Origin of the sequence: Bacillus salacetis (assembly GCF_003581585.1) — a bacterium.
GTDB lineage: Bacteria > Bacillota > Bacilli > Bacillales > Bacillaceae_B > Rossellomorea > Rossellomorea salacetis.
The window spans coordinates 1-24,369 of record NZ_QXIR01000049.1 but is presented as its reverse complement, the minus strand read 5'-3'; the positions used below and the strand labels follow the sequence as shown (position 1 = coordinate 24,369).

Genomic DNA, 24,369 nt, shown 5'->3' with positions numbered 1-24,369 from the left:
AAACAGACAACAGTGTGGGGCACTGCTGCCTGTTTGGATTTGTTTATACTGTTTCTTCAAAGATCGGCTCTGCATTTTTCAGTTTTTCTACTTTTTCTTCAATACCGCTGTCTGCATTTATGAAGATTCTGTAGGTATCATTACCGAGCATTCCAAGGAACTCGTAGCATAATACTTCTTCATTCAGATCATTGACAATGACTGACAGCCTGTTTTCCATGATTTTTACATTGGGATTGATTTTCCCCTCTGCCTCATCCTTGCTGATTCCAGGTTCGGGAATGTCACGCGCCTGATTGTTCTTCAGGTATTCTTCAGCAGCAAACCCTATGATCTGACCATCATCAAGCGCAACTTTAAGTTTCAGGGCATCCGGATAAATCCTCACCCCATTCACCAAAGTGACAAATGTGAAAGATCCGACATTATCATACTGGGCACTTTCAAACAATTCGAGGTCTTTGAATTGGTTTTCTTTCAGGAATGAAGCTGCTTTGTCCGCAGCTTCATTCAGCCCTATGTTTCGTTTCTCCACTTCGCGGTTATGAATGAAGTAAAGAGGGTATCCCCCTTTTTTCGTTATATCCATACTGGCTTCGCTGTTTCCATTCTGCAGCGAGACACTATAGAAACCGAAATTCGAACCCTTTCCGTTTTCTGTTACTTTTACTTCTTTTAAATCTTTGATCCTGGTATATCTTTTCATGATATCGACAGCTTCATTTTTCGTAATCTTTTCACCCTGCAGATTTTTATAATCATCATCTTTCTTTTGTGTATTGACGAAAGTCGGACCGCCGAAATTAGCTTCATCATAACCGTCCACGGTCTTTTCCACCGTCTTGAATCCATCGATGATTGTGTTGTCCGATTGTTCTTTCCCTGTTGCCAGTGCCATTTCCACATCCATCCAGCGAAGGTTATTCTCAATGACCAGATGCTGAACGTTCCTTAACTCCTTCTGGATATCGGCACTTTGATCATACAACTGTTTAAGGTTATTATATTCATCATCAGATAAGGGCTCTTTGTCCAGATCCCTGACAGCGGCACGGTAACTGAAATCACCGATATTAGCCAAAAATTCCTCTGTCTTGTTAAAGGGAAGCAATGTCAGGGGAAGCTGTCCTACATCACTATGAGCTTGAGATGTCAACCTCCATACGTCTGCAAGTTCCGGGGAAAGCGACTTCTTTGAGTTCATCGCCAAAGTCGTCCCGATTTTATCATGCAGCAGATCCATTTGGTAGGTCAACTCATGAAATGCACGCTGATAATTATTTTCCGCATTAATAAGTATGGCGTTTTTTTCTTGATGTTCTTGATAACCCCAGTATGCTGTACCTGCTACTCCGATGGCCAGCACTGCAATCAATATACCTCGTATCAACCTGATCACCCCTTAATTACAGAATATATGTTTTCCGATTTTCTTGATTTGAGGTCTGCTCCATATCCATTTACTTGTAGCTGTAACAGGATTGAAGTAATATTGGGCGTTTTCAGAAGGATCCCAGCCCTGGATCGCATCCATAACCGCTTCTTTCGCTTTTTCATTAGGAGTCAGCCATATTTGTCCGTCCGCCACCGCCGTAAATGCCCCAGGCTCGAATATTACCCCAGCAACGGTGTTTGGAAAGGATGGACTATCGACCCTGTTCAGGATGACGGCAGCAACGGCAACCTGCCCTTCATACGGTTCACCCCTTGACTCTCCATATACGGCATTGGCCATAAGCTGGATATCATTCTGTGAATATCCATTGGGAATATTGACGGCTGTCGGCTGTTTAGGCTGCGACTCCTGTTTTGCCGGTGTGCCGCCTCCTGTTTTGCCCCCTCCTTCAGTCTGCTTCGATAAATCAGTCCCTCCATAATGAGAGAAATCTTTACCCTGATTGATTTGTTTTCTCACAAATTCCTTATCATACTTTGAAGCCTTTACCAATTTATCTTTTGTTTCCTGTCCGGCGAGTCCATCAATGGGCAATCCGAATTCGTACTGAAAGTTTCTGAGGGCCCAATAGGTTCCCCACCCGAAAACCCCATCGATATCACCGTTGTAATAGCCGATATACTGCAATCGGGATTGAAGTTCAATGACATCTTCACCCGTGGCGCCCTTTTGAATTATCTGATTGGAAAATGCCCCTGCGTGATCAGTTTCATTTGTAATCGATAAAGTTGATAATATAAGCACCATGAGCAGAAATATCGTCAACAACTTGATGCGTTTTTTCATCATGCTTACCTCCAAATCATGTATTAACATTGAACCTAGTTTCTGTAGTAGAATCCATTTTATACATAAGGTGGATTTGAATTACGGGAAAAAAAGCATCAAAAAGACCCTTCATTCTTTACATTTTTGGAATGAAAGGCCTAAATGGACATCTTCTTATTCAATTCTTTCTGATTATAATGAGTGGATGTCAATCGATTCGCGCTCTTGATCTTTCGAATACCGGTCCACCAAAGGAAAAGCATGAATGGAATCATATAAAAAATCCAATTCCGGCCGGTGCCCAGAATGAAATCATAGGTCCCATGCAGGGCAAAAGGGAGAAAGAGTGATACGTATATCCGTTTCAGTTTCGATTGCTGTCCGGCGAATTTGGCTTTTCCGAGATAATAGCCCATTACCACCCCAAACAGAGCATGTGCCGATACCGGAAGCAAAGCTCTTCCTATGGCAAACTCAACACCATGGGCAAGGAGATAAAGAATGTTTTCAACTGTTGCAAAACCAAGGGAGACACTTGCTCCGTATATGATCCCATCGTACGGGTCATTGAATTCAACATGCTGGTATACCGCAAAGAATAGAATGAACCATTTGAAGAACTCTTCCAGAAATCCTGCGGAGAAGTAAGCATTCATCCACGGAGAATCGATGATGCTTTCAGCTTGCAGAACATATTGAAGGAACATGATCGGAAAGGTCAATACAGCACCGTACATGAACGTCTTCACGATGAAAGAAACAGGCTCTGATTCAAATTCATCACGCAGATAAAAATAACTGAGCAAGGCAAGCCCTGGTGCAAAACCAGCTGATAAAATAACCAGCATAAAATTGTCCTCTTTTCTTTCTGTTTTCTTAATCGTATCATGTAAAAGGGAGAAAGAAAATATCAGAATGCATTAACAAGTATATTCAAAGGAGATGACGATTATATGAAAAACCGCATTCTAATCATACATACAGGCGGAACGATTTCCATGATGGAAGATGCCTCTACAGGTGCAGTCAAACCCGGGGAAATAAACCCCCTCTCTGAACATTCTTCATCACTGGGCAGCCTGGCAGACGTCACCGTGAGAGAAGCGTTTCATCTTCCCTCACCACATATTACGCCTGACCACATGCTGCAGTTGAAACAATTGATTGAAAGAGAATACAAGAAAGAAGCTTTTCAGGGTGTTGTGGTCACACATGGAACCGATACGCTGGAAGAAACGGCTTATTTTCTCGATCTGACTGTGGATTTACCGATATCCATCGTCGTCACCGGTGCCATGCGCTCGAGTAATGAAATTGGTGCAGACGGCCTTTATAATCTTATCTCTTCCATAAAAGTGGCAGTCAATGAGAACTCATTGGATAAAGGTGTACTGGTGGTCCTTAATGATGAAATCCATTCTGCCAAGAACGTAACCAAGACCCACACGAGCAATGTTTCCACCTTCCAGAGTCCACAATACGGACCGATAGGAATCGTCACTAAACGCGGGGTCATATTTCATCATAAGCCCACATCCGCAGAAAAGTATCCGGTGGACAGTGTTTCAAAGAAAATTGCATTAATAAAAGCACATGCCGGTATGGATTCCGCTCTCCTGTTTGCTTTAAAAGAACTTCAATTCGATGGTGTGATACTAGAGGCCCTTGGGCAGGGGAACCTTCCACCCGCAGCGGTCGAAGGTGTCGACTCGCTTATCAAGGCAGAGATACCCGTCATTCTTGTGTCAAGATGCTTTAACGGGATTGCCCAGGATGTATATGGATATGCTGGCGGCGGAAAGCAGTTGAAGGAAATGGGCGTCATCTTTTCAAATGGGCTCAACGGACAGAAGGCAAGACTTAAACTTCTGGTTGCCCTTTCAACACTGAATAATCCGCAGTTGAAGGAGCTTGAAGAGATCTTCAGAAACTAATTGAAGAAGTGCTAATCTCCAACACCCTGTATGTATCTGATGAGGATCGGTTACATACAGGGTGTTTTTTCTTTTTCAGGCCCGTTAATACCCTCAGGAATTGACACTTTGACGGCCCTTTGGATAGAACACTTCTCAAACCTTGTTAACGTGAATTTTTTTACGAAAGCACCAATAAATGAGAAAACATCCTTCGAAAATGACTCCTGGTTTCACCGGGGACTGATTCCTGCTTAAACCAATCGCATTAAAAAAGTGGACCGGGCTGCAACCGGGTACTGACTCATTAAGTGGCACTACAGAAGATTAACCAACAAAAAAAGCCCTTGAATGACTATAGACACTTCCAGGGCTTAAATAATATCTTTATTCCGATGTATTGTCTCTCACCATAATGGACTCGGCAATCATCCCCCCATGAAAACGGCCATTTTCAATAAAGATTTCATTCGCATTATTTCCGGCAGCAATCACGCCTGCAATGTAAATTCCTTTTACATTCGTTTCCATTGTCTCCGGATTGAATTCCGGCCGTCCTGTTTCCTGATCGAGCTCGATCCCCATTTTTGTCAGGAAGGAATGATCTGGATGATAGCCGATCATGGCAAACACGAAATCATTTTTTATTTCTTTGAGCTTTCCTGCTGCAGAGTATTTCACTTTATCCTCCCTGATTTCTTCAACCTCCGCACCAAACTCCATTTTGACTTTCCCCTGCCGGACCAACCCTTCAAATTCAGGGAGGATCCAGGGTTTAATGCTCCCTGAATAATTGCTGCCCCGATAAAGAACAGTCACACGGGCACCTGCTTTTTCCAATTCGATTGCCGCATCAACAGCCGAATTCTTTCCTCCTATAACCACTACATCTGTATCAAAATAAGGGTGTGCTTCTTTAAAATAGTGATGTACCTTTTCAAGCTTCCCGCCCTTGACATCCAATTTATTATGGTGATCATAATAACCTGTTGCAATGATGACCCGCTTTGTTTCATATTCTTCTTTTGAAGTCTTTACAGCAAACAGGCCATCGTTCAATTTTGAAACACTTTGCACCTCTTCAAACCTGTTTATCCTTAAATCATGCAGTTTGGCGACTTCTCTATAATAGACCAAAGCCTGGTTTCTCTTTGGTTTGTGCTGCTCAATGATAAAAGGCACATCTCCGATTGCCAATTTTTCACTGGAGCTGAAAAACGTTTGATGTGTAGGATAATTGTAAATCGCATTCACAATGTTCCCTTTTTCAATGATTAACGGGTTAATTCCGATTTTCTTTATTTCTATAGCAGCAGACATGCCGCAGGGACCGCCGCCGACGATAATACATTCTTCTTGTCTCATTGCCTTCACTCCTCGGATCTTCACTTATATATCTTTATAATGCCTGGTTTGTCAGATTATAAAAATTCTTCTACCATAATATGATAGGAGAATTTATTGGTTGATGCAAAACATTAGCAGCCAGTTCTGGATAAATTTATTAAAAATCATAGGAATAGTTGGTTTTAAGGTTAGTTAAAAACCATTTATTTGAAGCCCAGCAGATGTTTTCACCAGCAATACACAGATTCCAAAAGACCTTAACTGAAGGCTGTTTTCACATGGTTCTTGCTTGCCGGGGAGCCTAACTGAATGACGGATACATTTTTGGTTTTTTCTCATAAGGGAGCAACGCGGCAGAAAGGCTAATAATAAATCTTTTGAATGAACAATGCTCTTTATGCATTAAAAGCTGCTATCTTAATTCACACAAAAAAACAGAGGCCCTTGGGAACCTCTGTGAAGACATTTAGATCCAGCCTCTGAATCTGCTTGCCTCTGCCATCTTTCTGACGCCTACCATGTATGCCGCCAGCCTCATGTCGACTCTGCGGTTTTGAGCTGCCTCATATACATTGTTAAAGGAAGCTACCAGGATCTTTTCAAGCTTTTCTTCGACTTCTTCTTCTGTCCAGTAATAGCCTTGATTGTTTTGCACCCACTCGAAATAGGAAACGGTCACGCCGCCTGATGATGCCAAAACATCTGGAACCAGCAGGATATCACGGTCTGTCAGGATTTTTGTAGCCTCAAGTGTTGTCGGACCGTTTGCAGCTTCAACAACAATGCTGGCACGGATGTTCTCAGCATTTTCTTCGGTGATCTGGTTTTCAATAGCAGCTGGTACCAGGATGTCACAATCAAGCTCCAGTAATTCCTTATTGGAAATCGTATTATTAAAGAGCTTTGTTACCGTTCCAAAGCTGTCACGCCGGTCCAATAAATAATCGATATCCAAGCCCTCCGGATCATGGAGGCCTCCATAAGCATCCGAAATGCCGATTACTTTTGCTCCCGCGTCATGCATGAACTTTGCAAGGAAACTACCCGCATTGCCGAACCCCTGGACAACCACCCTCGCACCTTCGAGTTCTATGCCTTTTTTCTTTGCAGCTTCCCGTATACAAATCGTCACACCTTTGGCAGTGGCTGTTTCGCGTCCATGTGAACCACCAAGAACAAGGGGTTTTCCGGTAATGAAGCCAGGAGAATTAAATTCATCTATACGGCTGTATTCATCCATCATCCAAGCCATGATTTGTGAGTTGGTGAAAACATCAGGGGCCGGGATATCTTTTGTCGGTCCGACAATCTGACTGATTGCACGTACGTATCCACGGCTCAGCCTTTCCAATTCCCTGAATGACATATCACGGGGATCGCAGATGATGCCGCCTTTCCCGCCTCCATATGGAAGATCGACGATTCCGCATTTCAAACTCATCCAGATAGAAAGAGCTTTTACTTCTTTTTCTGTAACATTCGGGTGGAAACGGATTCCCCCTTTTGTAGGCCCGACTGCATCATTGTGCTGAGCACGATAGCCGGTAAACACTTTTATTTTTCCATCGTCCATCCGGACTGGTATTTTAACTGTAAGCATTCTAACAGGCTCTTTGAGAAGCTCATAGACTTCTTCTGAATATCCCAGCTTTTCAAGAGCAAGCTGAATCACTGTTTGTGTCGATTTCAATACATCATTTTTGTCTTCAGGATTGTTGCTTGCTGCATCTTTCTCGGCTACCATTAATGTAAACCTCCCAGTTTGATTCACTGTATTACGGAACTAGTCCTTCTTTACAAGCAATAGTATACACGTTTGATATCATGTTGCAAAGATACAAAAATAAAAAAAGTCCGTTTTTCTGAAAACGCTGTCATTTTCAATATTATCTGATTTTTCCTATTGGTACTCCCATTCTTTTTTTACCCGATTACCTTCTTAGTATTCATTATTTCCGCAGTTATTTACTATCCAAGATACTTCTGAAAAACCTTTGTAAAGCTGCTCCCTTGTGAGGGGTTAAGATCTTGGGAGAAGGAAAACCGCTTCAGGAAATGCCCCAAAGCAGCATTTTTGTGAAAGCTGTTTTCGCATAAATTGTTGCTTTTGGAAAAATCCCAGGTGCCGGATTTTTCCCCTGTATTCAAAGATGTTACTCTCGAAATAGAACGAGCAGCTCTTTTCTTTCCTGCTCACCGGGGTTTTACTGCGATTTACCAGGACATTAGTTGAAATTTATATTGAATAGCAACAAAGTTTACGAAGAGAGCCTATGTGAAACTGCATTGAAATAAAAAAGGGACAGCTCTCATCTGCCCCAAATTTACCTACACCCCAAAATACTCTGTCAAGACTTCCCTGCTTCTTTTATCAATGATCTTGCTGCCATATTCCCTTATTACATGTATGGTTTCATCTGACTGTTCTCCATATTCCCCAGCCAGGGAAGCCAGTCTTTGGCTCCACTTCCTGACTTCGGTAAAGTAGTTGCCATCTTTGGTGTAAAGCGATAACTCTTCGCAGTCATCAGGATTCAAGCGCTGCACAAATGACAGTATGTCTTCAAACTGGCAAAACTTATATAATAGGTATCCTCTGCAAACAGCTTTCCCATCCAAAAAAGGATCATCCTCAAAGCTCTCGTCTTCACTCAGCGTCAGTATAAGGACCATTTCGCTTGAAGTGACTGAATTGATTTCCACCGTAATCGTACTTTCAAGGTCTATTCCATATTCAATGTACATTTCATCCATCAATTCTTCAAAAAATTCGTGCCAAACCAGTGAATCCTTCCACTGATCGTCCTCGAGTATTCCCTTCAATTCCAATTCAGCAATGCTTATGGAAAACTTCACCGTATTGCTTGATAACCGCTCAAGCTTCATATTCCCGCCCCCTGAGTATGAATGGTTACCACCATACTATGTAAGGAGCAAAAGAAGGTTCTTTTTTCAAATACCCAGATGGGAATCACTCCAATGAAAGAAAAAAACCAAGCGGATAAGATTTCCGCTTGGGTAAATATATTTCTACAGGTTGCTCTTCAGCCAGTGGTCCCAGTCATCCTTACTTGAACCTACCAGGTGATCTTTGTATTTTTCCTTTACATGCCTCGGCAGTGAGTTAACCGCAAGACCGCCGACACCAACGTGCAAATATTCCTTATTTTCCTGAAGTTCATCAATGATACCCAGAGTCTGGTCGATATTCTCCCTCATTGTACAGGATAAGAATAAAAACCGCGGTTTAACCGTATCCACGACGACCTCAATATCTTCTTCCCGGATACTTGAACCAAGGTAGATCACTTCAAACCCTTTGCGGCGGACATAAACGGTGAATATCAGCAAACCCAGCTCATGGAGTTCCCCTGGCCCGCACACTGCTACCACCTTTGGCAGTATCCCGTTATGGGGGAACGTCTGCATGAGGGTTGAGATTCTCGCTCTTAATACAGCTGAAGCAAAATGTTCATGCGCCGTCGTGATCTCATTGTTTTCCCAAAGGTCACCTATCTTTACCAGAAGCGACCCAAGGACATCGATTACCACTTTGTCGATTGTATAAAGTGAAAACGCTTTATTCATGATTTGATGCGCTTTGGTTTCATCAAATTGCAGCAAGGCTTGTAATAATTCTTCACTCAAGTCATATAACCGGTCACCGGTCCGGCTTTCACCATTCATTTCTTCAGTAATCTCCTGCTTGTCCAGAAGAGAAACCGCCTGGCTGATGGTAAAGCCTTGCTCCACCTTCGATACAAGCCACTTCAATATTCTGAGATGCTCCTCAGAATAAAGCCTGTGGCCCGATTCATTGCGTACCGGCGCAATCATTTTATATCTTCTTTCCCATGCTCTTAAAGTCCCCGGCTGGATACCGAGCATATTGGAAATCGCTTTAATATTATATTTTCCTTCGGATTGGTTTGTCATTTTAAATCCCCCAACTGTACACTGTATTAATTATAATGGAGAGATTTACAACTGTAAAATATTGAAACGCTCCAAACTCTCTGTCAAGTCCCTTTTATTGTAATCAGGTGTGTCTCGGGAGGGGCCCCCAGCCTTAATGGCAAAGCTGTCGTTCCGTATCCGTTGCTTACTAAAACAAATGTGCCCGCTATAATGCTGAGATTCCCTTTTTGATACATGCCAAACCCCAGGATTCGAATCTGTCCTCCATGAGTATGCCCGCTGAGCATCAAACTGACCTTATGTTCTTTTCTCAATTTCTTTATTGTATCTGGATTATGGGCCAAAAGTATTCTAAATGATTTTTCCGGAACACCATCGAAAGCCTTTTCGATATCATCCCTTCCTAAACTTAAATCCTCCACCCCGATCAAAGCAACAGGGTGGCTGCCGCTGCCTTCAAGCAGTAAGGAAGTATTTTCAATGAGAATGACACCATTACTCTCAAGCAGGTTCCGAAAGGTCCTTTCCTCAACCTCATAGTCATTATTACCCCATATAAAGTAGACTGGGCCGAGCCCTTTTAACTTTAATATATTCTCTTCGACCCGTTTAAATGAGACCCCTTTCTCAGTTAGGTCCCCTCCAATTACTACTATGTCAGCTTTCCCATCGATTCCCGAAATGATCCTGTCACTGATCTTTCTTCTGTGAATATCCGATATAAAAAAAATTGTCAAAGGGCCAGCTGCTTCCGGATAATCTTCAAAACATATTTCTTCATATTTAATATTATTTAAAAATGCTTCTCTAAGCATATAAATAAGCAATAAAAAACCTATGACCATTATCAACCCGATTAACTCTATCATGAAGTCCTCCTGCTATTTCCCGAAAAATCTATTGAAATCATACCATAAACAATGGACAAACTTAAGAGCAACATTGTCTGCCACAAACCGATGGTGCTTAAATAGTAAACCCCTGCCAGATGGATCGGGAAAACCAGGATCTCTGCCGAGCAATTCCCTTGGAACAAGTTAAGGATCATGGAAGCCTCATTTTTGATCAATTCCGCGCTGATCAGGACCGCAGCCATGAAAGCGATGGAAGATGCAAAAAACCTAACAGGATTCAAGACGAACTCCACAATCATATCAGATACCCTGATCAGCGTGATGACAGGACACCAGTTGATAAAGAGATATCCTGCTAAAAAAGACAATGCAACCTTAAGAATAGTCCGCAACAAAAAAATCCCTCCCATAAATCATATGAGAAGGATCCCTTTTCATGTACTCAGTCTTCGGTAATATCCAGGATACGAAAACCTGATTTCTCAAGTTTTTTCAAGAATTTTTCCACATTATCTTTCTTCTCGATTTTCAGGACAATCCGCCTCAGCATCCTGTCAGTTGCATCGAAAGTAACCAATGAAATGACGGATTCATGGTGCTGTTGGATGATATCTCCCAAACGGGCGATGCGGCCTTCCGTTTCAACAGAGGTGAAAGCAATCCTTATCCCTTTACGCTGCAACCCAAACGCGCTTTGGAACTGCTCCAGCACATCATACCTGGTTACCAGCCCAAGGAAATTCCGTTCTTCATCCACTACAGACAGAATAGGAAAATCCTGCAGCTCGACAAGTGTCTTCTCGAATATCTCGTCCCCGACAAGAAACTTTTCTTTAAAGGCAGCAATATCTTTCACAAGGGTTTCCTTTACGAAGTCTGACTTTAATTTGTCAGACTGGAAAAAGTTTTGATAAATATTATATCTTGTGACCACTCCCGCATATTTATCCCCTGAAAGAACCGGCACCCCGTCAATCTGGTGGTGTTCGAGCACTTCCAAAGCTTTTTCAACTGAATCAGTCTCCTTCACTACATAGCATTTGTGTTTCGGAATCATCGCGCTTTTCACAAACATACTAATCACCCCATTTAAGTTTAACGATACTATTATAATTCCACTTTCATTGTTTAAATACCTGCTTTTTGGGTTAATAAAACAAAACTTTTGGAATGAATCATGCAGTGTTTCATACAATTGAATGACAAACTGAATTTTTTGGAGGGTTCTATATAATGCATAGTTTGTATAAGAGCTATAAACCCTATGTATCCCCTTTTGATCCATGTCCGCCAATCAAAGTGAAAACTTATTCCACGCCGCCGAATCTCTATCTCGGCTATCAGCCTCCAGACCTTCCCCAATTCACCCCGAAGGAGGCTTTGAGGGCGGGAACGTTATGGAAAGTGTTCTATGATCCATACTACAGCCCCTATGAAAAACATAAGGAGTGATGGACATGAAACAAATGCCTCCTGAATATTATCAGTTGCTGGAAGAGCTCCAGACGGCGGACTTCGTGATCGTTGACTTGACACTTTACCTTGATACCCATCCTGATGATGCAAATGCCATTCAGCAGTATAACCAATTCGTCAAACAGCGAAAGCAGATCAAAAAAGCTTTTGAAGAAAGGTTTGGCATGCTGACCAATTTCGGCTACAGTTACTCCCATTATCCATATGAATGGCCGGAAGCTCCATGGCCATGGCAGGTATAATTTTCTTACAAGGAAGGTGAGCATATGTGGGTCTATGAAAAAAAACTGCAATACCCTGTAAAGGTAAGCACATGCAACCCAAGACTGGCAAAATATTTAATTGAGCAGTATGGAGGGGCAGACGGTGAACTGGCAGCAGCCCTGCGATACTTGAATCAACGATACACCATCCCCGACAAAGTGATAGGGCTGCTCACAGACATCGGGACTGAAGAGTTTGCCCACTTGGAAATGATTGCGACGATGATTTATAAGTTAACCAAGGATGCTACCCCGGAAATGATAAAAGAAGCTGGAATCGAGCCGCATTACGTCAATCATGACAGCGCACTGTTCTATCATAATGCTGCAGGGGTCCCTTGGACAGCCAGCTACATCCAGGCAAAGGGAGATCCGATAGCCGACATTTATGAGGATATCGCTGCAGAAGAAAAAGCCAGGGCCACCTATCAATGGATTATCAACATGAGTGATGACCCTGATTTGAATGATGGGCTTCGTTTTTTGAGGGAACGGGAGATCATACATTCACAGAGATTCAGGGAAGCTGCTGAAATCCTTAAAGAAGAAAGAGATCGAAAGAAGATATTTTGATGCTGAACCTGCAATTCATTGCAGGTTTTTCACTGTTTGGACACTCACTCTGCCCTGCTTTATTTACTAACATGATAAAGGTTGATATCCCATTGCTTCTTCAGCAGTTCATAGACCTGGTGGCGCTTCTTCCAAGACTCTTCCTTCCAGAGATCCTTGCTCCGGTCAATGATTTCACTCCTTAATGCCTGGTATTCTTTCTCTGCCTTTTCTTTTTTTTCGTAGAGAACCTTTACTGCACCAAACATTCCAAAAATGACCAAAAATGCATACAGATGGCTCTCCTTAGAAAAAACCACAGAAAAAACAGCTTCAAAAGAATACGAGTAGGGTCCGATGATCCTATTGTAGAAGTAGTAAATCAGGCAGAAAGCAAGAAACACGCTGCTCCAAAGCATGATGGCATGTATCCGCTTGAATTTATCCCACTTCGTCTTTCTCTCGATTACATTCTGAAGCATTTGTTTTGTGGCCTGGTCTGTCCATTCATCCAATTCAGCTATGTGAGAATACATGTTTCTTCACCTCATAGTCGCTAAGTTCTACTAACACTATATGAACTTGTCCATCAAATTAGAATAAATGAGCTTGAAAAGAAAACCAACTGAATAAGTTCTCATGATAACCTTCTAAAACTCCCTTGGGCAGAAAGAGGCTGGGAGAAATTCTTAATAAAAAGCTCTTTTCGCAAAGATTGCGGCTGAGTAAAAAGAATGGATTTCCTCTCCAATCGGTCTGCTTTCAGGAAAAAGCGGTAAATAATCTTAGAAACAACATCTTTTAGATAGATCCTGATAACATGAATGAACCGCATGATGTCAAGTATATACCTTGACATCATGCGGTTTTATTTTCATTTATTTCGACCTAAATCCCAGCCTCTCTAGTCATGTTGCTGATACATGTCGATTCTGTTCGAAGCTCACGCATGCCTTTTCATCCTTTTCCTGCTGTCGATGACTTCACTGTATTCACTGAGCAGCCCGTCAAAAATACGCTCCCATGACTGCTCCCGGGCATATACTCTTGAGTTGAGGCTGTACCTTTCCCTTTTTGGTCCATTATTTATCAGTGTTTCGACAGCCTGGATGAAATGAATTGGGGAGTGGGCAGGACAGACAATACCATTGTAATTGTGTTCAACAATGTTTGTGACACCGCCTTGATCAGCTACAATGGAAGGGAGTCCGGAAGCCCCGGCTTCCAGGACGACATTCCCGAAAGTTTCAGTAGGGGACGGAAAAACGAATAGGTCAGAGGCAGCATATATTTTTGATAGATCTTGACTTTCCAGATATCCTGTCAAGGTTACATTTTCATTTTCCAGCCTCTTTTCTATTTCTGGAAAACATGGGCCGTCTCCGGCAATCAGCCAATGGATCTTGTTCTTCACATGGGGAGACATTTCTTTAATAATCGATAACAGGGTCTCAAGATCTTTCTCCGGTGCGAGCCGTCCGGCAAAAAGGATGATATATTTTTGGGTGATGTTGTATCTATCTCTAACTGTTTGCGTTCTTTTGGCGGGAGTGTAGAATGAACAATCCACCCCTCTCGACCAGATGGACAGGTTCCGGAAACCATGTTGAAGCAAGTGCCCCATTGTTTCACTTGAAGGGACAAAAATTTTTTCACAATCAGCATGCAACCACTTCATATACTTCCAAAGCAAAGGAGATGCCCATGACATTTTATAATATTCAAGATACTTGTCGAAATGGGTATGATAGGAGGCAGTGATGGGGATTCCCAGCCTTTTTGCTGCATGAAGACCATACAGCCCCATGGTCAAGGGTGTTGCGATGTGTATCAGGTCAGGATCAAATTGCCTTAGCCTCTTTTCTATTTTACGCGGATTAGCAATAGCCGTCCGGCACTCCGGGTAAAAGAAGAATGGCAAGCTTGCAAATTGATGAACATTTGGATAGGAACGCGCCTCCCTTCCAAGATCCGGAACGAAAAGTTCAAATTCCACCCCGCTATTTTCCATGTGATCTGTCAGCTTTTTCAACGTTCTTGCTACCCCGTTCACCTGTGGGTAAAAGGTATCCGAAAAGATTGCAATCCTCATCACAATTTCCCCCTCTTGAATTCCGATGCGAATTTTTTAAACCACCTTCATTAAAAAGCCAATAATGCCCATAATGCAGTAGCAGTACCAAGAATTCCCCCTGCTAAGACATCACTTGGATAGTGCACTCCCAGCACTACCCTGGATAGAGCAACCAGCAACGAGGCCGGCAATAGAATCCAAATCAGTAAAGGGTAATGGATAATGAACGGTACAGTAATAGAAAAGATGGCAGTTGTATGACCGGAAGGAAATGAATGGTCCTGAAATGCATATCCGTACAATTTAACGTCCGGCAAAGACATATATGGACGGACCCTTTTGACAACCCTCTTGATGATTGCTGCTATAATGTGGCTGATAAGAAGTGAAGCTGCGGAAACCCATACAGTCTTCTTGAGTAAAGTGTCCGGCGCTGCCAGCAGCAGCAAGAAAAGCATGGAACCGACAATGCACCTGGCTCCACCCAGATGGGTAATCATATGAAAGGATGTCAACAGCTGACCTTCGCGGCAATTAAATCGGTAAAACAAATTTTCATCGAAATCATGCATTCTTGCTCTCGTTTTTTCCATTTACATCTCCCTTCCACCCTGTATTCACATCCATTTTATTAGACGATTGTTAGCTTTCAGATAGAAGATTGTAAAGCTTTCGTAAAAATGGAAGCGGGATTCTGCTTCCTGGCCAAGAAGCAATTCATCTATTATCCATCCCATATCTGCCAGGATAGTCTGATTTGGAACAATATCAGAAAAAACTTTTCAGTTATCCATCACTCCGTTAACCACGCCCATCAAATAATAAAGAAAGCCTCAGGAAGTTTTCACTTCCTGAGGCTTTATGTTTGGCTTTTTTCGTAAACTTCGTTGCTTTTCAATATAAATTTAAATCAATATCCCGGTAAATCGCTGTAAGACCTTGGAATACAGTGGAAAATCCGACATTTGGGATATTACCAAAAGCAACTATACATCGAAAACAGCCTTTTGTTGAAAAAGTATCAATCTACCGGCAGAGGGATCTCAAGGACTTGTCCTGCCTGAAGATCATTATTTTCTATGTTATTCCATTCCTTGATCTTATCCATCCCAGCTTGAGATTTATAATAATTCATGGCTATTCGAAATAGCGTTTCCTGGGGCTTTACTACATGTTCAATGATTTGTACGTTCTCCTGATATCCGGTCTCCTCTGCGGCTTCCTCCTGTTCTGCCAGCTGCACAAGGTCTTCTTCATCAACCTCTTCAGCCGGCGCTTTCTTTTGAACAGCTGTTTGAGGTTCCTCAGCAGGTTGAGGAGGGGATTCAGGTTCCGGCTCCCGTACAGCCGCTTCTGTATTCTTATCAGAATTTGACCCACTCTTTACTTCTTCTTCAATATCCCTTGTTTCGTATGTTACTTCTTCCCGCTGTCCTTTTTCTGTCACGATACTTCTGTTCTCATTTGGATTAATATCTAAGACTGAATAAATGCCAAACATGATAAGTGGTAAGAGTATAAAAAAAGCTGCCATTCCTTTAATAAGGGGGTACTTTACTGTCTTCTTTTTCTCCTGGTGCAATTCACTGCGCTTCGGAAGTGTCCTTTTCTGTTCAGTTTCTTTCTGCTCAGGCACAGGCTCTACCTTCTCAATTTTCTGTCGAAGCTTTTCCGCTTGAGCTCTATAAGGATCTCTACTCATAAAACATCCCTTCTTTTTCTCGATTTTCGGCTTGGTATTTAATGGCGAGGCCCAGTAAAAAATCTATGAAAAAATGCATGGCCATTGTGACTCCAAGGTTAGCTGTCCACTCATACACGAGGCCTATCCATACACTGAGAATGAGTATATTAAGAATCAGGAACCAATTTCCCCAGTAACGGATGTGGACGACAGCAAAGATAATTGTCCCAGCGAGAAACCCTATATGGTGCTGGATCACTCCCCGGAATAGCATTTCTTCACAAAAGGCGATGACAGCAGTCAAAACTCCTATCTGGAAAACACTTCTGTCCCTGAAGATCCTTTCATTGATTCCTCCATCATCATAATACTTCTTCGGAAGCACCTTCATGAATAGAAGATCCAAGGCCGCAATCACAATTCCACTGCCAACCCCATAAGTCAGAATTTGACGATCCCAGACAAATTGTTTCAGAAAAGATGAAATATCGTCATATAAGAATATACCTAAAATTATTGAAATCGTTAATAGGACCATTTGAGTAGCATAAAGGTGAAATGTCAATTCCCGGTCTGAAATCTGTTTGATTATTTCTCTCTGATTTTGTCTCATGGCATCACTTATTCAGCAGCATCCTTGCCAGCTGCTCTTTCCATGTCAAGATTTCTTCTTTCATTTCCTTGTCAGGGAGACATTGAAAAAGATTATAATCCAAGCCGCAGACATCACAGCACATATCGTTGGTTTCCTGATAGGTTTCACCAAACATTCGAAGGATTCCATTTCTTCTGCATGATTTTTCCATGGCCCACTCTGCCATCAAGCCAATTTTCTTACGCTTGCTGTCCAAACGCTGATCCCGGATTCCTTTGACGAATGCCGCCAAATTGCGGCCCCCTGGTTGTAAGAATTTGTTCTTATTTATATATACCTGCTTATAAAAGTTTAAAAACCTGATATGGACCTCATTTAGACCATACCTGTTCATCAAATCCTGTTCTGAAGACTTTCCTCCGTCCAAAAAATACTCGTCGATCTGGAAATCAGAAGGCATTTCATTATCCATAATCTGATAGGACAACCCTTCATCCCCTTCGGAGTATAAAAGCAGCGCCAGGCTCCGCTTTCCATCCCTTCCTGCTCTTCCGATTTCCTGCAGATAGCTTTCCGCACTTGAAGGAAGATGAAAATGAATGACGAAACGGATATCTGCTTTATTGACACCCATACCAAAAGCGCTCGTCGCACAAATGATGTCAAGCCTTCCATGGAGAAATTGCTGCTGAATAAGTATCCTTTGTTCTTGTTCCATGCCTCCATGATAAAATGCAGTCTTCTGAAACCCCTTCTGCTTAAGCCAATCCGCTGTATCCTCAGCCATTTTCTTGCTGGAAAAGTATATAATCCCTGGTGTTTGATAAGCTGCCACAGCTTCCAGCAAAGCCTCCATCTTATCTTGAAAGGAGGTAACACTTTTTATAGCAAGGCTGATATTCGGCCTGTCTGCAGAATAGACCACTTCCTTGGGACCCACCATCCTCAGAGTCCGTTTGATGTCATCCCTCACATCAAGATTTGCCGTGGCAGTCAATGCCAATGTCACAGGGAAACCCAATGAGGTCCTGATATGCCCGAGTCTTTGATAGTCTGGCCGGAAATCATGCCCCCATTGAGAAATGCAGTGCGCTTCATCCACCACAAACAAGGAGACAGAAAGCGACTGCAATCGTTCCATTACATTAGGTGCCATTAGCATTTCAGGTGATATGAAGATAAAACGGTACCTGGCCAGATTGCGCAGTATGAAACTTTTCTCCTGGAAATCCAAAAAGGAGTTAAGGGCTACAGCTCTTTTCTCCCCCATGACTTTCATGTGCTCGACCTGGTCCTGCATCAATGAGAGGAGAGGGGACACGACTACCACCCTTCCGCCAGTCAAATAAGCAGGAAGCTGATAACATAGGGACTTTCCTGTGCCGGTCGGAAGCATGGCAATGGTATCATTCCCTTGCAGCACCGATTGGATCACTTCCTCCTGCCCTTGCCTGAAGTCGTTATAGCCAAAGTGCTTATGCAGTTCTTTTAGTAAGTTCATAATTGATCACCATACCTGGCTAATGTGAGCCTGATTTGAAAATATGAGAGTTGAGGAAGCGCATCCTTGATCGGTTTCAGCTTTCTCATGTTGACCGCTTTTGCCTTCTGGATAATATTCTTGACATCTTCAGCCGGGACGAACTGTTCTATCGGAAAATGGCTGTCATTCAGAGCGATTTCCACTACATGATCTTCAATGGTACTTTCCTTCAGTTTCCTGATTCTGGCGATTTGTATAATACCATGGCCACGTTTCAGCAATTTATAGGTTTCTTCACTGGATTGCGTAAGGGAAATTTCAGGAACCAAATCCGACATGAGCGAATAAAGTATAGGAAATTTTGATTTATTGCCGCTGACATCATTCATAATATAATGCAGGATATTTAAGAACCTGTACCAATATTCATCCTCCCCTAAACCGGACCGCTCCGACGCCTGGCCCCTGGTAAGACCTATATACCCCCCGCCAGTCAGCCGGCAGGTCAACAAATCCGGAATATCAGGAAAGCTTACCTGTTCAACCAGCGAAACCATTTCTTCATACAGAGAGAGGCTCAGTTCATTTAACGGGACCGGCGGTGAGGATAAAAATATCTTGACCCATTTTTGTATTTCCCGTTCCCGCTGAACTGGATAATATCTTTGTTCTGCCCTTATGTAATGAGATAACACTTGTACCAAAAGCGAAACTCTCTTCCAGAGGATTTCTACTGAATTTCCATATAGCCAGCCATTCAATGATGAGGGAAAGGGATGTTTCAGAAAAAACTCATCCAATTGCCGCTGCCCTTCATTGGTCAGCACAAACCGTTCAGGTTCTGACTCAGTAATCCAATTTCTCTCATACAATCCTGAAGCGAGCCTTTCAAACTGTTCCCGCTTAATAATTGGATAGGAATAGAATAAGGAAGTCAGCGAAAACAGATGGGCATCCTGTATAGTTTGGGAGGATCTCTTTCCTTTGAGCAAGTGATAAATCGAAAAGACTGTTCTTTCTCCCTGGATCTTCTTGAGGCAATAAAGAACGACGGCTTCAATATAGCTCATATATTTACTCCTTTTGCATCTGTTCTTATTTAAATTATTGTATCACGAAACCGACACTTTGCGACTTTTTCCTACCTAAGTTTACAGGATAACAGATAGAAATTATCTTCAATGGGAACCTTAACTATTGAAAGTTTTATGAATCACCATTAGAATAATAATATGAATATTAGTACACTTAACGGAGCAAGTGTATGATACTTAACAATATCGACCATTTTTCAGGAGGTTTTTTCATTGCCAAAGTACACGATTGTTGATAAAGATACATGCATTGCATGTGGAGCTTGCGGTGCTGCCGCTCCAGACATCTATGATTACGATGATGAAGGTATTGCGTTTGTGACATTAGATGATAACTCAGGTACAGTCGAAGTACCGGATGTTCTCGAAGATGATATGATAGATGCTTTCGAAGGCTGTCCTACAGATTCCATCAAAGTTGCTGATGAACCATTTGATGGAGATGCCTTGAAGTTCGAATAGATTTTGTGAAAAACGGCCGGATAAATCCCGGCCGTTTTTCATTTTCCTCCTCCTGATACAAAAAAGCGGCCGATGAGATTCATCGGCCGCTTTTTATATTAGGCTCTTTTCGTAAACTTTGTTGCTATTCAATATAAAATTTCAACTAATATCCTGGTAAATCGTCCTAAAACCCCTGTGAGCAGGAAAGAAAAGAGCTGCTCGTTCTTTTTCGAGAGTAAAACCTTTGTATACAGGGGAAAAATCCGGCACCTGGGATCTTTCCGAAAGCAGCAATATATGCGAAAACAGCCTTATATTAAGCCCGCTTAAATGCGAATTGTTTATTGAGCCAAACATGCATCCTTGTGAACAATAAAGCAAATACTGCTCCAATCAGGATGCCTTTCAATATATTGAATGGAAGTATCCCGGTGACGATGATGGTAGTGGGCAGTTCAAAGTTCATGAAGTATTTGTAAGCAGGCAAAATTACGAAATAATTTAACACGCTCATCAATACCGCCATCACAACTGTTCCTGTAACCAGTCCGCTCAGCATTCCTTTCTTTGATTGAATACGGTTATAAACAAAATAAACCGGTAAGATGAATGAAATTCCTGCCATGAAATTCGCAAAGTGTCCGATTGGCACACCGGTATCACTTCCCGTCATGACATAATCAAGGACATTCTTCAACAACTCCACCAAAATTCCGGCTGCCGGCCCTAAAATGATAGCTGCTATCAATGCAGGCACATCACTGAAGTCGACCATTAAAAAGCTGGGGAATGGTGGTATCGGAAAGTTCAGCAGCATCAATACATAGGACACAGCACTGAGCATTCCAATAAGGATAAAACCTCTGGTGTTCAATTTCTTCATACTTTCTCTCTCCCTCGTGTGACTCATCTCACGTTAGAAGAAAAGTTTTGCCTGAGCAACCTAAAAAAACTCAAGAGAATCTCTTGAGAAGTCAAAAGGCATGCCCGAATAAACGTTCAATAAAGTATCTTTTGAACGCGGCTCAACCTTCATCTCCTCCCATCCAGACTGTACTGTCGGCTTTGGAATCTCACCAAATCCTGCCCAAAAATCAGGCTCGCGGGCTTAGAACGAAAGATTTATTCATTCCTCACCGCCGGTCGGGAATTGCACCCTGCCCCGAAGACGAATCTTAAATTTTGTTGTTACATCATCATTATACAAAATAACAGCCGTGGTGTGAAGAGTTTAGCTTGAATTCGAGAGAAAGTGTTAACTTAATCCTGCCGGACCAGAAGTTCCTGGAAAGGCATAATCGGCTCATCTGCGTTCAAATCATTCATCGCAGCCAATTCCTTAACCGACATCCCATATTGCTTTCCTATACCGAATAGTGTTTCTCCTTGTTGAACCCGATGCATCTTCCCGCTTTTTTCCGGAATAATCAACTTCTCTCCCGAAATGATGGCTGGGCTCTCGAGATTATTTTCTTTGAGCATATCCTCTGTGCTTACTCCATAGGTTTGAGCTATTCTCCAAAGTGTTTCCCCTGATTGTACTGTATGTACCTTCATAGCAGGCTCCATTGAATTTATTTCCTCTGTTTCAGCTACTCTTAAGGCGACTTCTCGGACCTGGTAAGGGTCATGCTCATTTGCAAAAACCGTCTGGCCCGTTTCTCCCTTCCCATAAACCTGATAAGGATCTATGGCATAGTCCTTGGTGATATTCCATTCTCCCCTATGTACTTCAAAATGCAGATGTGTCCCGGTAGACCTGCCTGTATTCCCCATGCTGCCGATTTCTTCACCTTTTTTAACAGCTTGTCCCTCATCAGCTTTTCTCTCAAGCAAGTGGCCATACACCGTTTCATAACCATGGGGATGTTTGACAAAGACCACATGACCGTAACTGGAGGAATAGTAGGATTTCGATACCACTCCATCTGCGGCAGAGTATACAGGGGTGCCTTCCTCCCCTCCGATATCCATCCCTTTATGTTTTCCGCCCCTTGTCCCAAAATGATCTGTGATATATCCATCAGCAGGGAATACCCATCTGGAAGTAGCTTCTTCTTCTGCTTGGGCCGTCCTCCCGCTTATGAATAATAAACTGACACATAATGCCAGTAAACCGACAATCAAAACTCTTCTTATGTAATCAATCATTAATATCCTCCTTCATTTTCAGCTACGCTTTTACACTATGAAAGCTTGTACGCTGATAGAACAACAGTCTGTGATTTCCCCATATGTGCAGTCAGCAATAAGGGAGACCAGCATTTACCACTTTAAATTTTCCCCTAACTAGCCTTTCCAGCTCTACAGAATTTATGTGTGAAAAAGGAACTGTTTTCGCATATATTGCTGCTTTTGGGTATATCCCTATCGCTGGATTTTTCCCCTGAATTCAAAAGTTTTACTACCGAAAAAGAACGAGCAGTTGTTTCCTTTCCTGCTTACCGGGATCTTTAATGAGATTTATCAGTAGATTATTTTAATTTTTATCTTTATTAAACAGCAGCAAAGCTTAAGAAAAGAGCCATAAAAAAAGACCAGGGTACCACCCCTGGTTCTCAATTCAATACTTTTTTATTAGGACCAACCGGCACAGGCACAGGACGGGAAAAATCAAAGTCCTTCATCTGCGGGCTTTCAATGTTATCGAACAACACTGCTTTAAAATCAAATTCCTTAGCAGACATCAAGATCCCTTCAATCAGCAGCCTGCTCTCCAAAGTATCCTCCAAAGTGAGTCCCTCATTAAATGAGACCGTCAAATTGCTGCCTTCTGCTGTCAGGGAGATTTCAATATCCTTGGCAATCACCGGTTCATAGAAACTTCCGGGAGAAGTCTTCATCGCTCCAAGTGCATCCTCGATTGTCTCGTACGTTTCTTCGCCAGGCACAAGATAAACTTCCCCGTTCTCAAGTGTGTACTTGTAATAGCCATTATTTGAATCCACTGGTTTCTTGATTTCTGATATTTCTCCAAGGTGAGAGAAAGTCGGTACCGACCCTTCAGGGGTTTTCAGCCTGATTTTCTCAAAAACTGATGTTTCCAGAGACATGGAGATAGAATCATACAGGAGGTCTTCGCTTCCACTGCTGAGATTCTCCTGCTCTTCTTTTGAGACCGTATAAACCAGTTCATTTGTTTCCTCATCTTTTATGAATGAACCCGGGAGAGGAAGGTATTCATTAAATCCCCATGCTGTCTCCGGGATTTCCCCAGAGACTTCCTCAAATTTTCCAAGCCAATCATCTGACTCCTGTTTTTTCACCAATACACTTACTGGCACAGCGAAAGCATCAGGAGCTGCAAGGCCGAAGGTGAATACATCATATTGCTGCAAGTCCTCTTCGTACACGTTAATCTTTTCAACGGCAGCCGCATTCAGCATTGAGGATTGCTCGGTATGATTTTCAGCTTCATCCACACCTGCACTGCCGGCATCAAAGCTTTTATCCTGAATATCCCCGAACTTCTTCTGAGCCGAGCCGGACTCAGCAGATTCCTCTACCGCCATATCGGAAGCTGAATTTTCATACCCAGGCTGCTTAAAGGAGTTGAATATTGAGGGTGTAATCAAAGCAAGAATTAATACTGCAGCGATAGCAGCAAGAGCAGGATAACCCCAGGTTTTGGATTTCTTTCCACCCTCCGCCTTTTTGACAGCCTGATAAATCTCATCCCGGCTCCTGCTGTCCTTGAAGGAGGGCATTTCTTTCAGTAGATGCTCAATTTCTGTCTCGTCCAAATTGTTTTTCTTCATTGAAGGCACCCTCCTCTCGTTTTTGCTGCTCCATCATGCTTTTCAATGCCTTTATGGCACGGTGCTGGGTCGTTTTCACTTTGCTTTCAGTCCATTCGAGGACTTCGGCTGTTTCAGAGATCGACAAGTCCTGTATGTACCTCATTGTAATAACCATTCTTTGGTCTGTGGTACATTTTTCAATACACTTATACAAATCTCTTATTTCCTGTTTCTGCATTGCCACTTCTTCAGGTATATCATCGGTCGCTCTGAGCGGCTGGTTCCAATCAAATTTCTCGAGGAGTCTGCCCTTCCATCCTTTTTGTTTCCGGAAGTGGTCGATTGCTACATTTTTAGCTATTGAGAACAGCCAGGTCTTTTCAGTGCTTTTCCCCTCAAAGTTCTTATGGGATTTCAGGACCCGTATATATACTTCCTGTACTAGATCTTCTGCAAGCTGGCGGCTCCTGACTGTATATATTAAAAACTGAAAAACATCCTGATGATATTTCGAGTACAGCTCTTCAAAAACGGAGTCCATTTATTCCCCTCCCCGTTCAATGGATTAGACGTATTTTGAATATAAAAGTTACACACTCAACTATATTATTAATCATTTGAAAAAGGAAGGTAAATCAACAAATAATACTGCACATTCAAGGAGATTCTTCTCTCCCGGACTAATTTAAAATAAAAACGCTCAGGTTT

Annotated in this window: 26 protein-coding genes and 1 riboswitch; of the genes, 5 read left to right on the top strand and 21 right to left on the bottom strand. The window is 42.4% G+C overall.

Going from position 1 to position 24,369, the window contains the following annotated elements; genetic code table 11:
* Positions 1–43: 43 nt before the first annotated feature.
* From ypeB to prsW, 3 genes are all read right to left on the bottom strand, one after another.
* Positions 44–1,390 (bottom strand): germination protein YpeB, encoded by a 1,347-nt coding sequence (gene ypeB, locus D3H55_RS22455; RefSeq protein ID WP_119549554.1) that lies wholly within the window; start codon positions 1,388–1,390, stop codon positions 44–46.
* A gap of 12 nt (positions 1,391–1,402) precedes the next feature.
* Positions 1,403–2,242, bottom strand: coding sequence for a spore cortex-lytic enzyme (gene sleB, locus D3H55_RS22450; RefSeq protein WP_119549553.1), 840 nt, complete (start codon positions 2,240–2,242; stop codon positions 1,403–1,405).
* 140 nt (positions 2,243–2,382) lie between these two features.
* Positions 2,383–3,072 carry a glutamic-type intramembrane protease PrsW gene (gene prsW, locus D3H55_RS22445; RefSeq protein ID WP_119549552.1) on the bottom strand — a complete coding sequence of 230 codons (690 nt, stop codon included), beginning with the start codon at positions 3,070–3,072 and terminating at the stop codon, positions 2,383–2,385.
* A gap of 105 nt (positions 3,073–3,177) precedes the next feature.
* Here prsW and D3H55_RS22440 point away from each other — a divergent pair, with 105 nt between their 5' ends.
* Positions 3,178–4,158, top strand: a complete 981-nt coding sequence (locus D3H55_RS22440) for an asparaginase (protein ID WP_119549551.1) — start codon at positions 3,178–3,180, stop codon at positions 4,156–4,158.
* A 366-nt stretch (positions 4,159–4,524) separates the two neighbouring features.
* On the opposite strand, the gene D3H55_RS22435 is transcribed toward D3H55_RS22440, so the two are convergent.
* The 7 genes from D3H55_RS22435 to D3H55_RS22400 form a co-directional block, all read right to left on the bottom strand.
* Positions 4,525–5,502 carry a YpdA family putative bacillithiol disulfide reductase gene (locus tag D3H55_RS22435; protein WP_119549550.1) on the bottom strand — a complete coding sequence of 326 codons (978 nt, stop codon included), beginning with the start codon at positions 5,500–5,502 and terminating at the stop codon, positions 4,525–4,527.
* A 448-nt stretch (positions 5,503–5,950) separates the two neighbouring features.
* The gene (locus tag D3H55_RS22430; protein ID WP_119549549.1) at positions 5,951–7,228 is read right to left on the bottom strand and encodes a Glu/Leu/Phe/Val family dehydrogenase; all 1,278 of its coding nucleotides are present in this window, start codon (positions 7,226–7,228) and stop codon (positions 5,951–5,953) included.
* 584 nt (positions 7,229–7,812) lie between these two features.
* Entirely contained in the window at positions 7,813–8,370 is a 558-nt protein-coding gene (locus D3H55_RS22420; RefSeq protein ID WP_119549547.1) for an adaptor protein MecA, read from the bottom strand.
* A 144-nt stretch (positions 8,371–8,514) separates the two neighbouring features.
* On the bottom strand, positions 8,515–9,420 hold the full coding sequence (locus tag D3H55_RS22415) for a MerR family transcriptional regulator (RefSeq protein WP_119549546.1): 906 nt from the start codon (positions 9,418–9,420) through the stop codon (positions 8,515–8,517).
* Positions 9,421–9,503: 83 nt separating this feature from the next.
* Positions 9,504–10,271: a metallophosphoesterase gene (locus tag D3H55_RS22410; RefSeq protein ID WP_119549545.1), complete on the bottom strand. Its 768-nt coding sequence runs from the start codon at positions 10,269–10,271 to the stop codon at positions 9,504–9,506.
* The gene (locus D3H55_RS22405) at positions 10,268–10,651 is read right to left on the bottom strand and encodes a hypothetical protein (RefSeq protein ID WP_119549544.1); all 384 of its coding nucleotides are present in this window, start codon (positions 10,649–10,651) and stop codon (positions 10,268–10,270) included. Before D3H55_RS22405 ends, D3H55_RS22410 begins: the two co-directional genes overlap by 4 nt.
* A 47-nt stretch (positions 10,652–10,698) precedes the next feature.
* A complete protein-coding gene (locus tag D3H55_RS22400; RefSeq protein ID WP_119549543.1) occupies positions 10,699–11,331 on the bottom strand; it encodes a CBS domain-containing protein in 633 nt (210 codons plus the stop codon).
* A 158-nt stretch (positions 11,332–11,489) separates the two neighbouring features.
* On the opposite strand from D3H55_RS22400, the gene D3H55_RS22395 reads away from it, so the two are divergent.
* The 3 genes from D3H55_RS22395 to cotJC are packed head-to-tail and all read left to right on the top strand — an operon-like array spanning position 11,490 to position 12,568.
* Complete coding sequence (locus tag D3H55_RS22395) at positions 11,490–11,708, top strand: spore coat associated protein CotJA (RefSeq protein ID WP_119549542.1); 219 nt, start codon at positions 11,490–11,492, stop codon at positions 11,706–11,708.
* A 5-nt stretch (positions 11,709–11,713) separates the two neighbouring features.
* The gene (locus D3H55_RS22390) at positions 11,714–11,974 is read left to right on the top strand and encodes a spore coat protein CotJB (protein ID WP_119549541.1); all 261 of its coding nucleotides are present in this window, start codon (positions 11,714–11,716) and stop codon (positions 11,972–11,974) included.
* A gap of 24 nt (positions 11,975–11,998) precedes the next feature.
* Positions 11,999–12,568 (top strand): spore coat protein CotJC, encoded by a 570-nt coding sequence (gene cotJC / locus D3H55_RS22385; RefSeq protein WP_119549540.1) that lies wholly within the window; start codon positions 11,999–12,001, stop codon positions 12,566–12,568.
* Between the two features lie 59 nt (positions 12,569–12,627).
* On the opposite strand, the gene D3H55_RS22380 is transcribed toward cotJC, so the two are convergent.
* The 7 genes from D3H55_RS22380 to D3H55_RS22350 form a co-directional block, all read right to left on the bottom strand.
* Positions 12,628–13,083 (bottom strand): DUF2663 family protein, encoded by a 456-nt coding sequence (locus tag D3H55_RS22380; protein ID WP_119549539.1) that lies wholly within the window; start codon positions 13,081–13,083, stop codon positions 12,628–12,630.
* 407 nt (positions 13,084–13,490) lie between these two features.
* Complete coding sequence (locus tag D3H55_RS22375) at positions 13,491–14,639, bottom strand: glycosyltransferase family 4 protein (protein WP_119549538.1); 1,149 nt, start codon at positions 14,637–14,639, stop codon at positions 13,491–13,493.
* A 50-nt stretch (positions 14,640–14,689) separates the two neighbouring features.
* A complete protein-coding gene (locus D3H55_RS22370) occupies positions 14,690–15,214 on the bottom strand; it encodes a phosphatase PAP2 family protein (protein WP_119549537.1) in 525 nt (174 codons plus the stop codon).
* A gap of 428 nt (positions 15,215–15,642) precedes the next feature.
* Positions 15,643–16,323, bottom strand: a complete 681-nt coding sequence (locus tag D3H55_RS22365) for a LysM peptidoglycan-binding domain-containing protein (RefSeq protein WP_119549536.1) — start codon at positions 16,321–16,323, stop codon at positions 15,643–15,645.
* Entirely contained in the window at positions 16,316–16,918 is a 603-nt protein-coding gene (locus D3H55_RS22360; protein ID WP_119549535.1) for a CPBP family intramembrane glutamic endopeptidase, read from the bottom strand. The genes D3H55_RS22365 and D3H55_RS22360 overlap by 8 nt, the downstream gene beginning before the upstream one ends.
* Positions 16,919–16,922: 4 nt before the next feature.
* Entirely contained in the window at positions 16,923–18,401 is a 1,479-nt protein-coding gene (locus tag D3H55_RS22355; RefSeq protein WP_119549534.1) for a RecQ family ATP-dependent DNA helicase, read from the bottom strand.
* A complete protein-coding gene (locus D3H55_RS22350) occupies positions 18,398–19,453 on the bottom strand; it encodes a YpbB family protein (RefSeq protein ID WP_119549533.1) in 1,056 nt (351 codons plus the stop codon). The genes D3H55_RS22355 and D3H55_RS22350 overlap by 4 nt, the downstream gene beginning before the upstream one ends.
* 237 nt (positions 19,454–19,690) lie before the next feature.
* On the opposite strand from D3H55_RS22350, the gene D3H55_RS22345 reads away from it, so the two are divergent.
* Positions 19,691–19,939 (top strand): ferredoxin, encoded by a 249-nt coding sequence (locus tag D3H55_RS22345; protein ID WP_006837835.1) that lies wholly within the window; start codon positions 19,691–19,693, stop codon positions 19,937–19,939.
* A gap of 298 nt (positions 19,940–20,237) precedes the next feature.
* Here D3H55_RS22345 and D3H55_RS22340 read toward each other — a convergent pair whose 3' ends face one another.
* The 4 genes from D3H55_RS22340 to sigX form a co-directional block, all read right to left on the bottom strand.
* Complete coding sequence (locus D3H55_RS22340; RefSeq protein WP_119549532.1) at positions 20,238–20,804, bottom strand: ECF transporter S component; 567 nt, start codon at positions 20,802–20,804, stop codon at positions 20,238–20,240.
* A gap of 147 nt (positions 20,805–20,951) precedes the next feature.
* Positions 20,952–21,095, bottom strand: a riboswitch (FMN riboswitch).
* An 86-nt stretch (positions 21,096–21,181) separates the two neighbouring features.
* On the bottom strand, positions 21,182–22,072 hold the full coding sequence (locus D3H55_RS22335; RefSeq protein WP_119549531.1) for a peptidoglycan DD-metalloendopeptidase family protein: 891 nt from the start codon (positions 22,070–22,072) through the stop codon (positions 21,182–21,184).
* Positions 22,073–22,479: 407 nt separating this feature from the next.
* On the bottom strand, positions 22,480–23,679 hold the full coding sequence (locus D3H55_RS22330) for an RsiX family anti-sigma factor (protein WP_119549530.1): 1,200 nt from the start codon (positions 23,677–23,679) through the stop codon (positions 22,480–22,482).
* On the bottom strand, positions 23,645–24,202 hold the full coding sequence (gene sigX / locus D3H55_RS22325) for an RNA polymerase sigma factor SigX (protein ID WP_119549529.1): 558 nt from the start codon (positions 24,200–24,202) through the stop codon (positions 23,645–23,647). The genes D3H55_RS22330 and sigX overlap by 35 nt, the downstream gene beginning before the upstream one ends.
* Positions 24,203–24,369 lie beyond the last annotated feature (167 nt).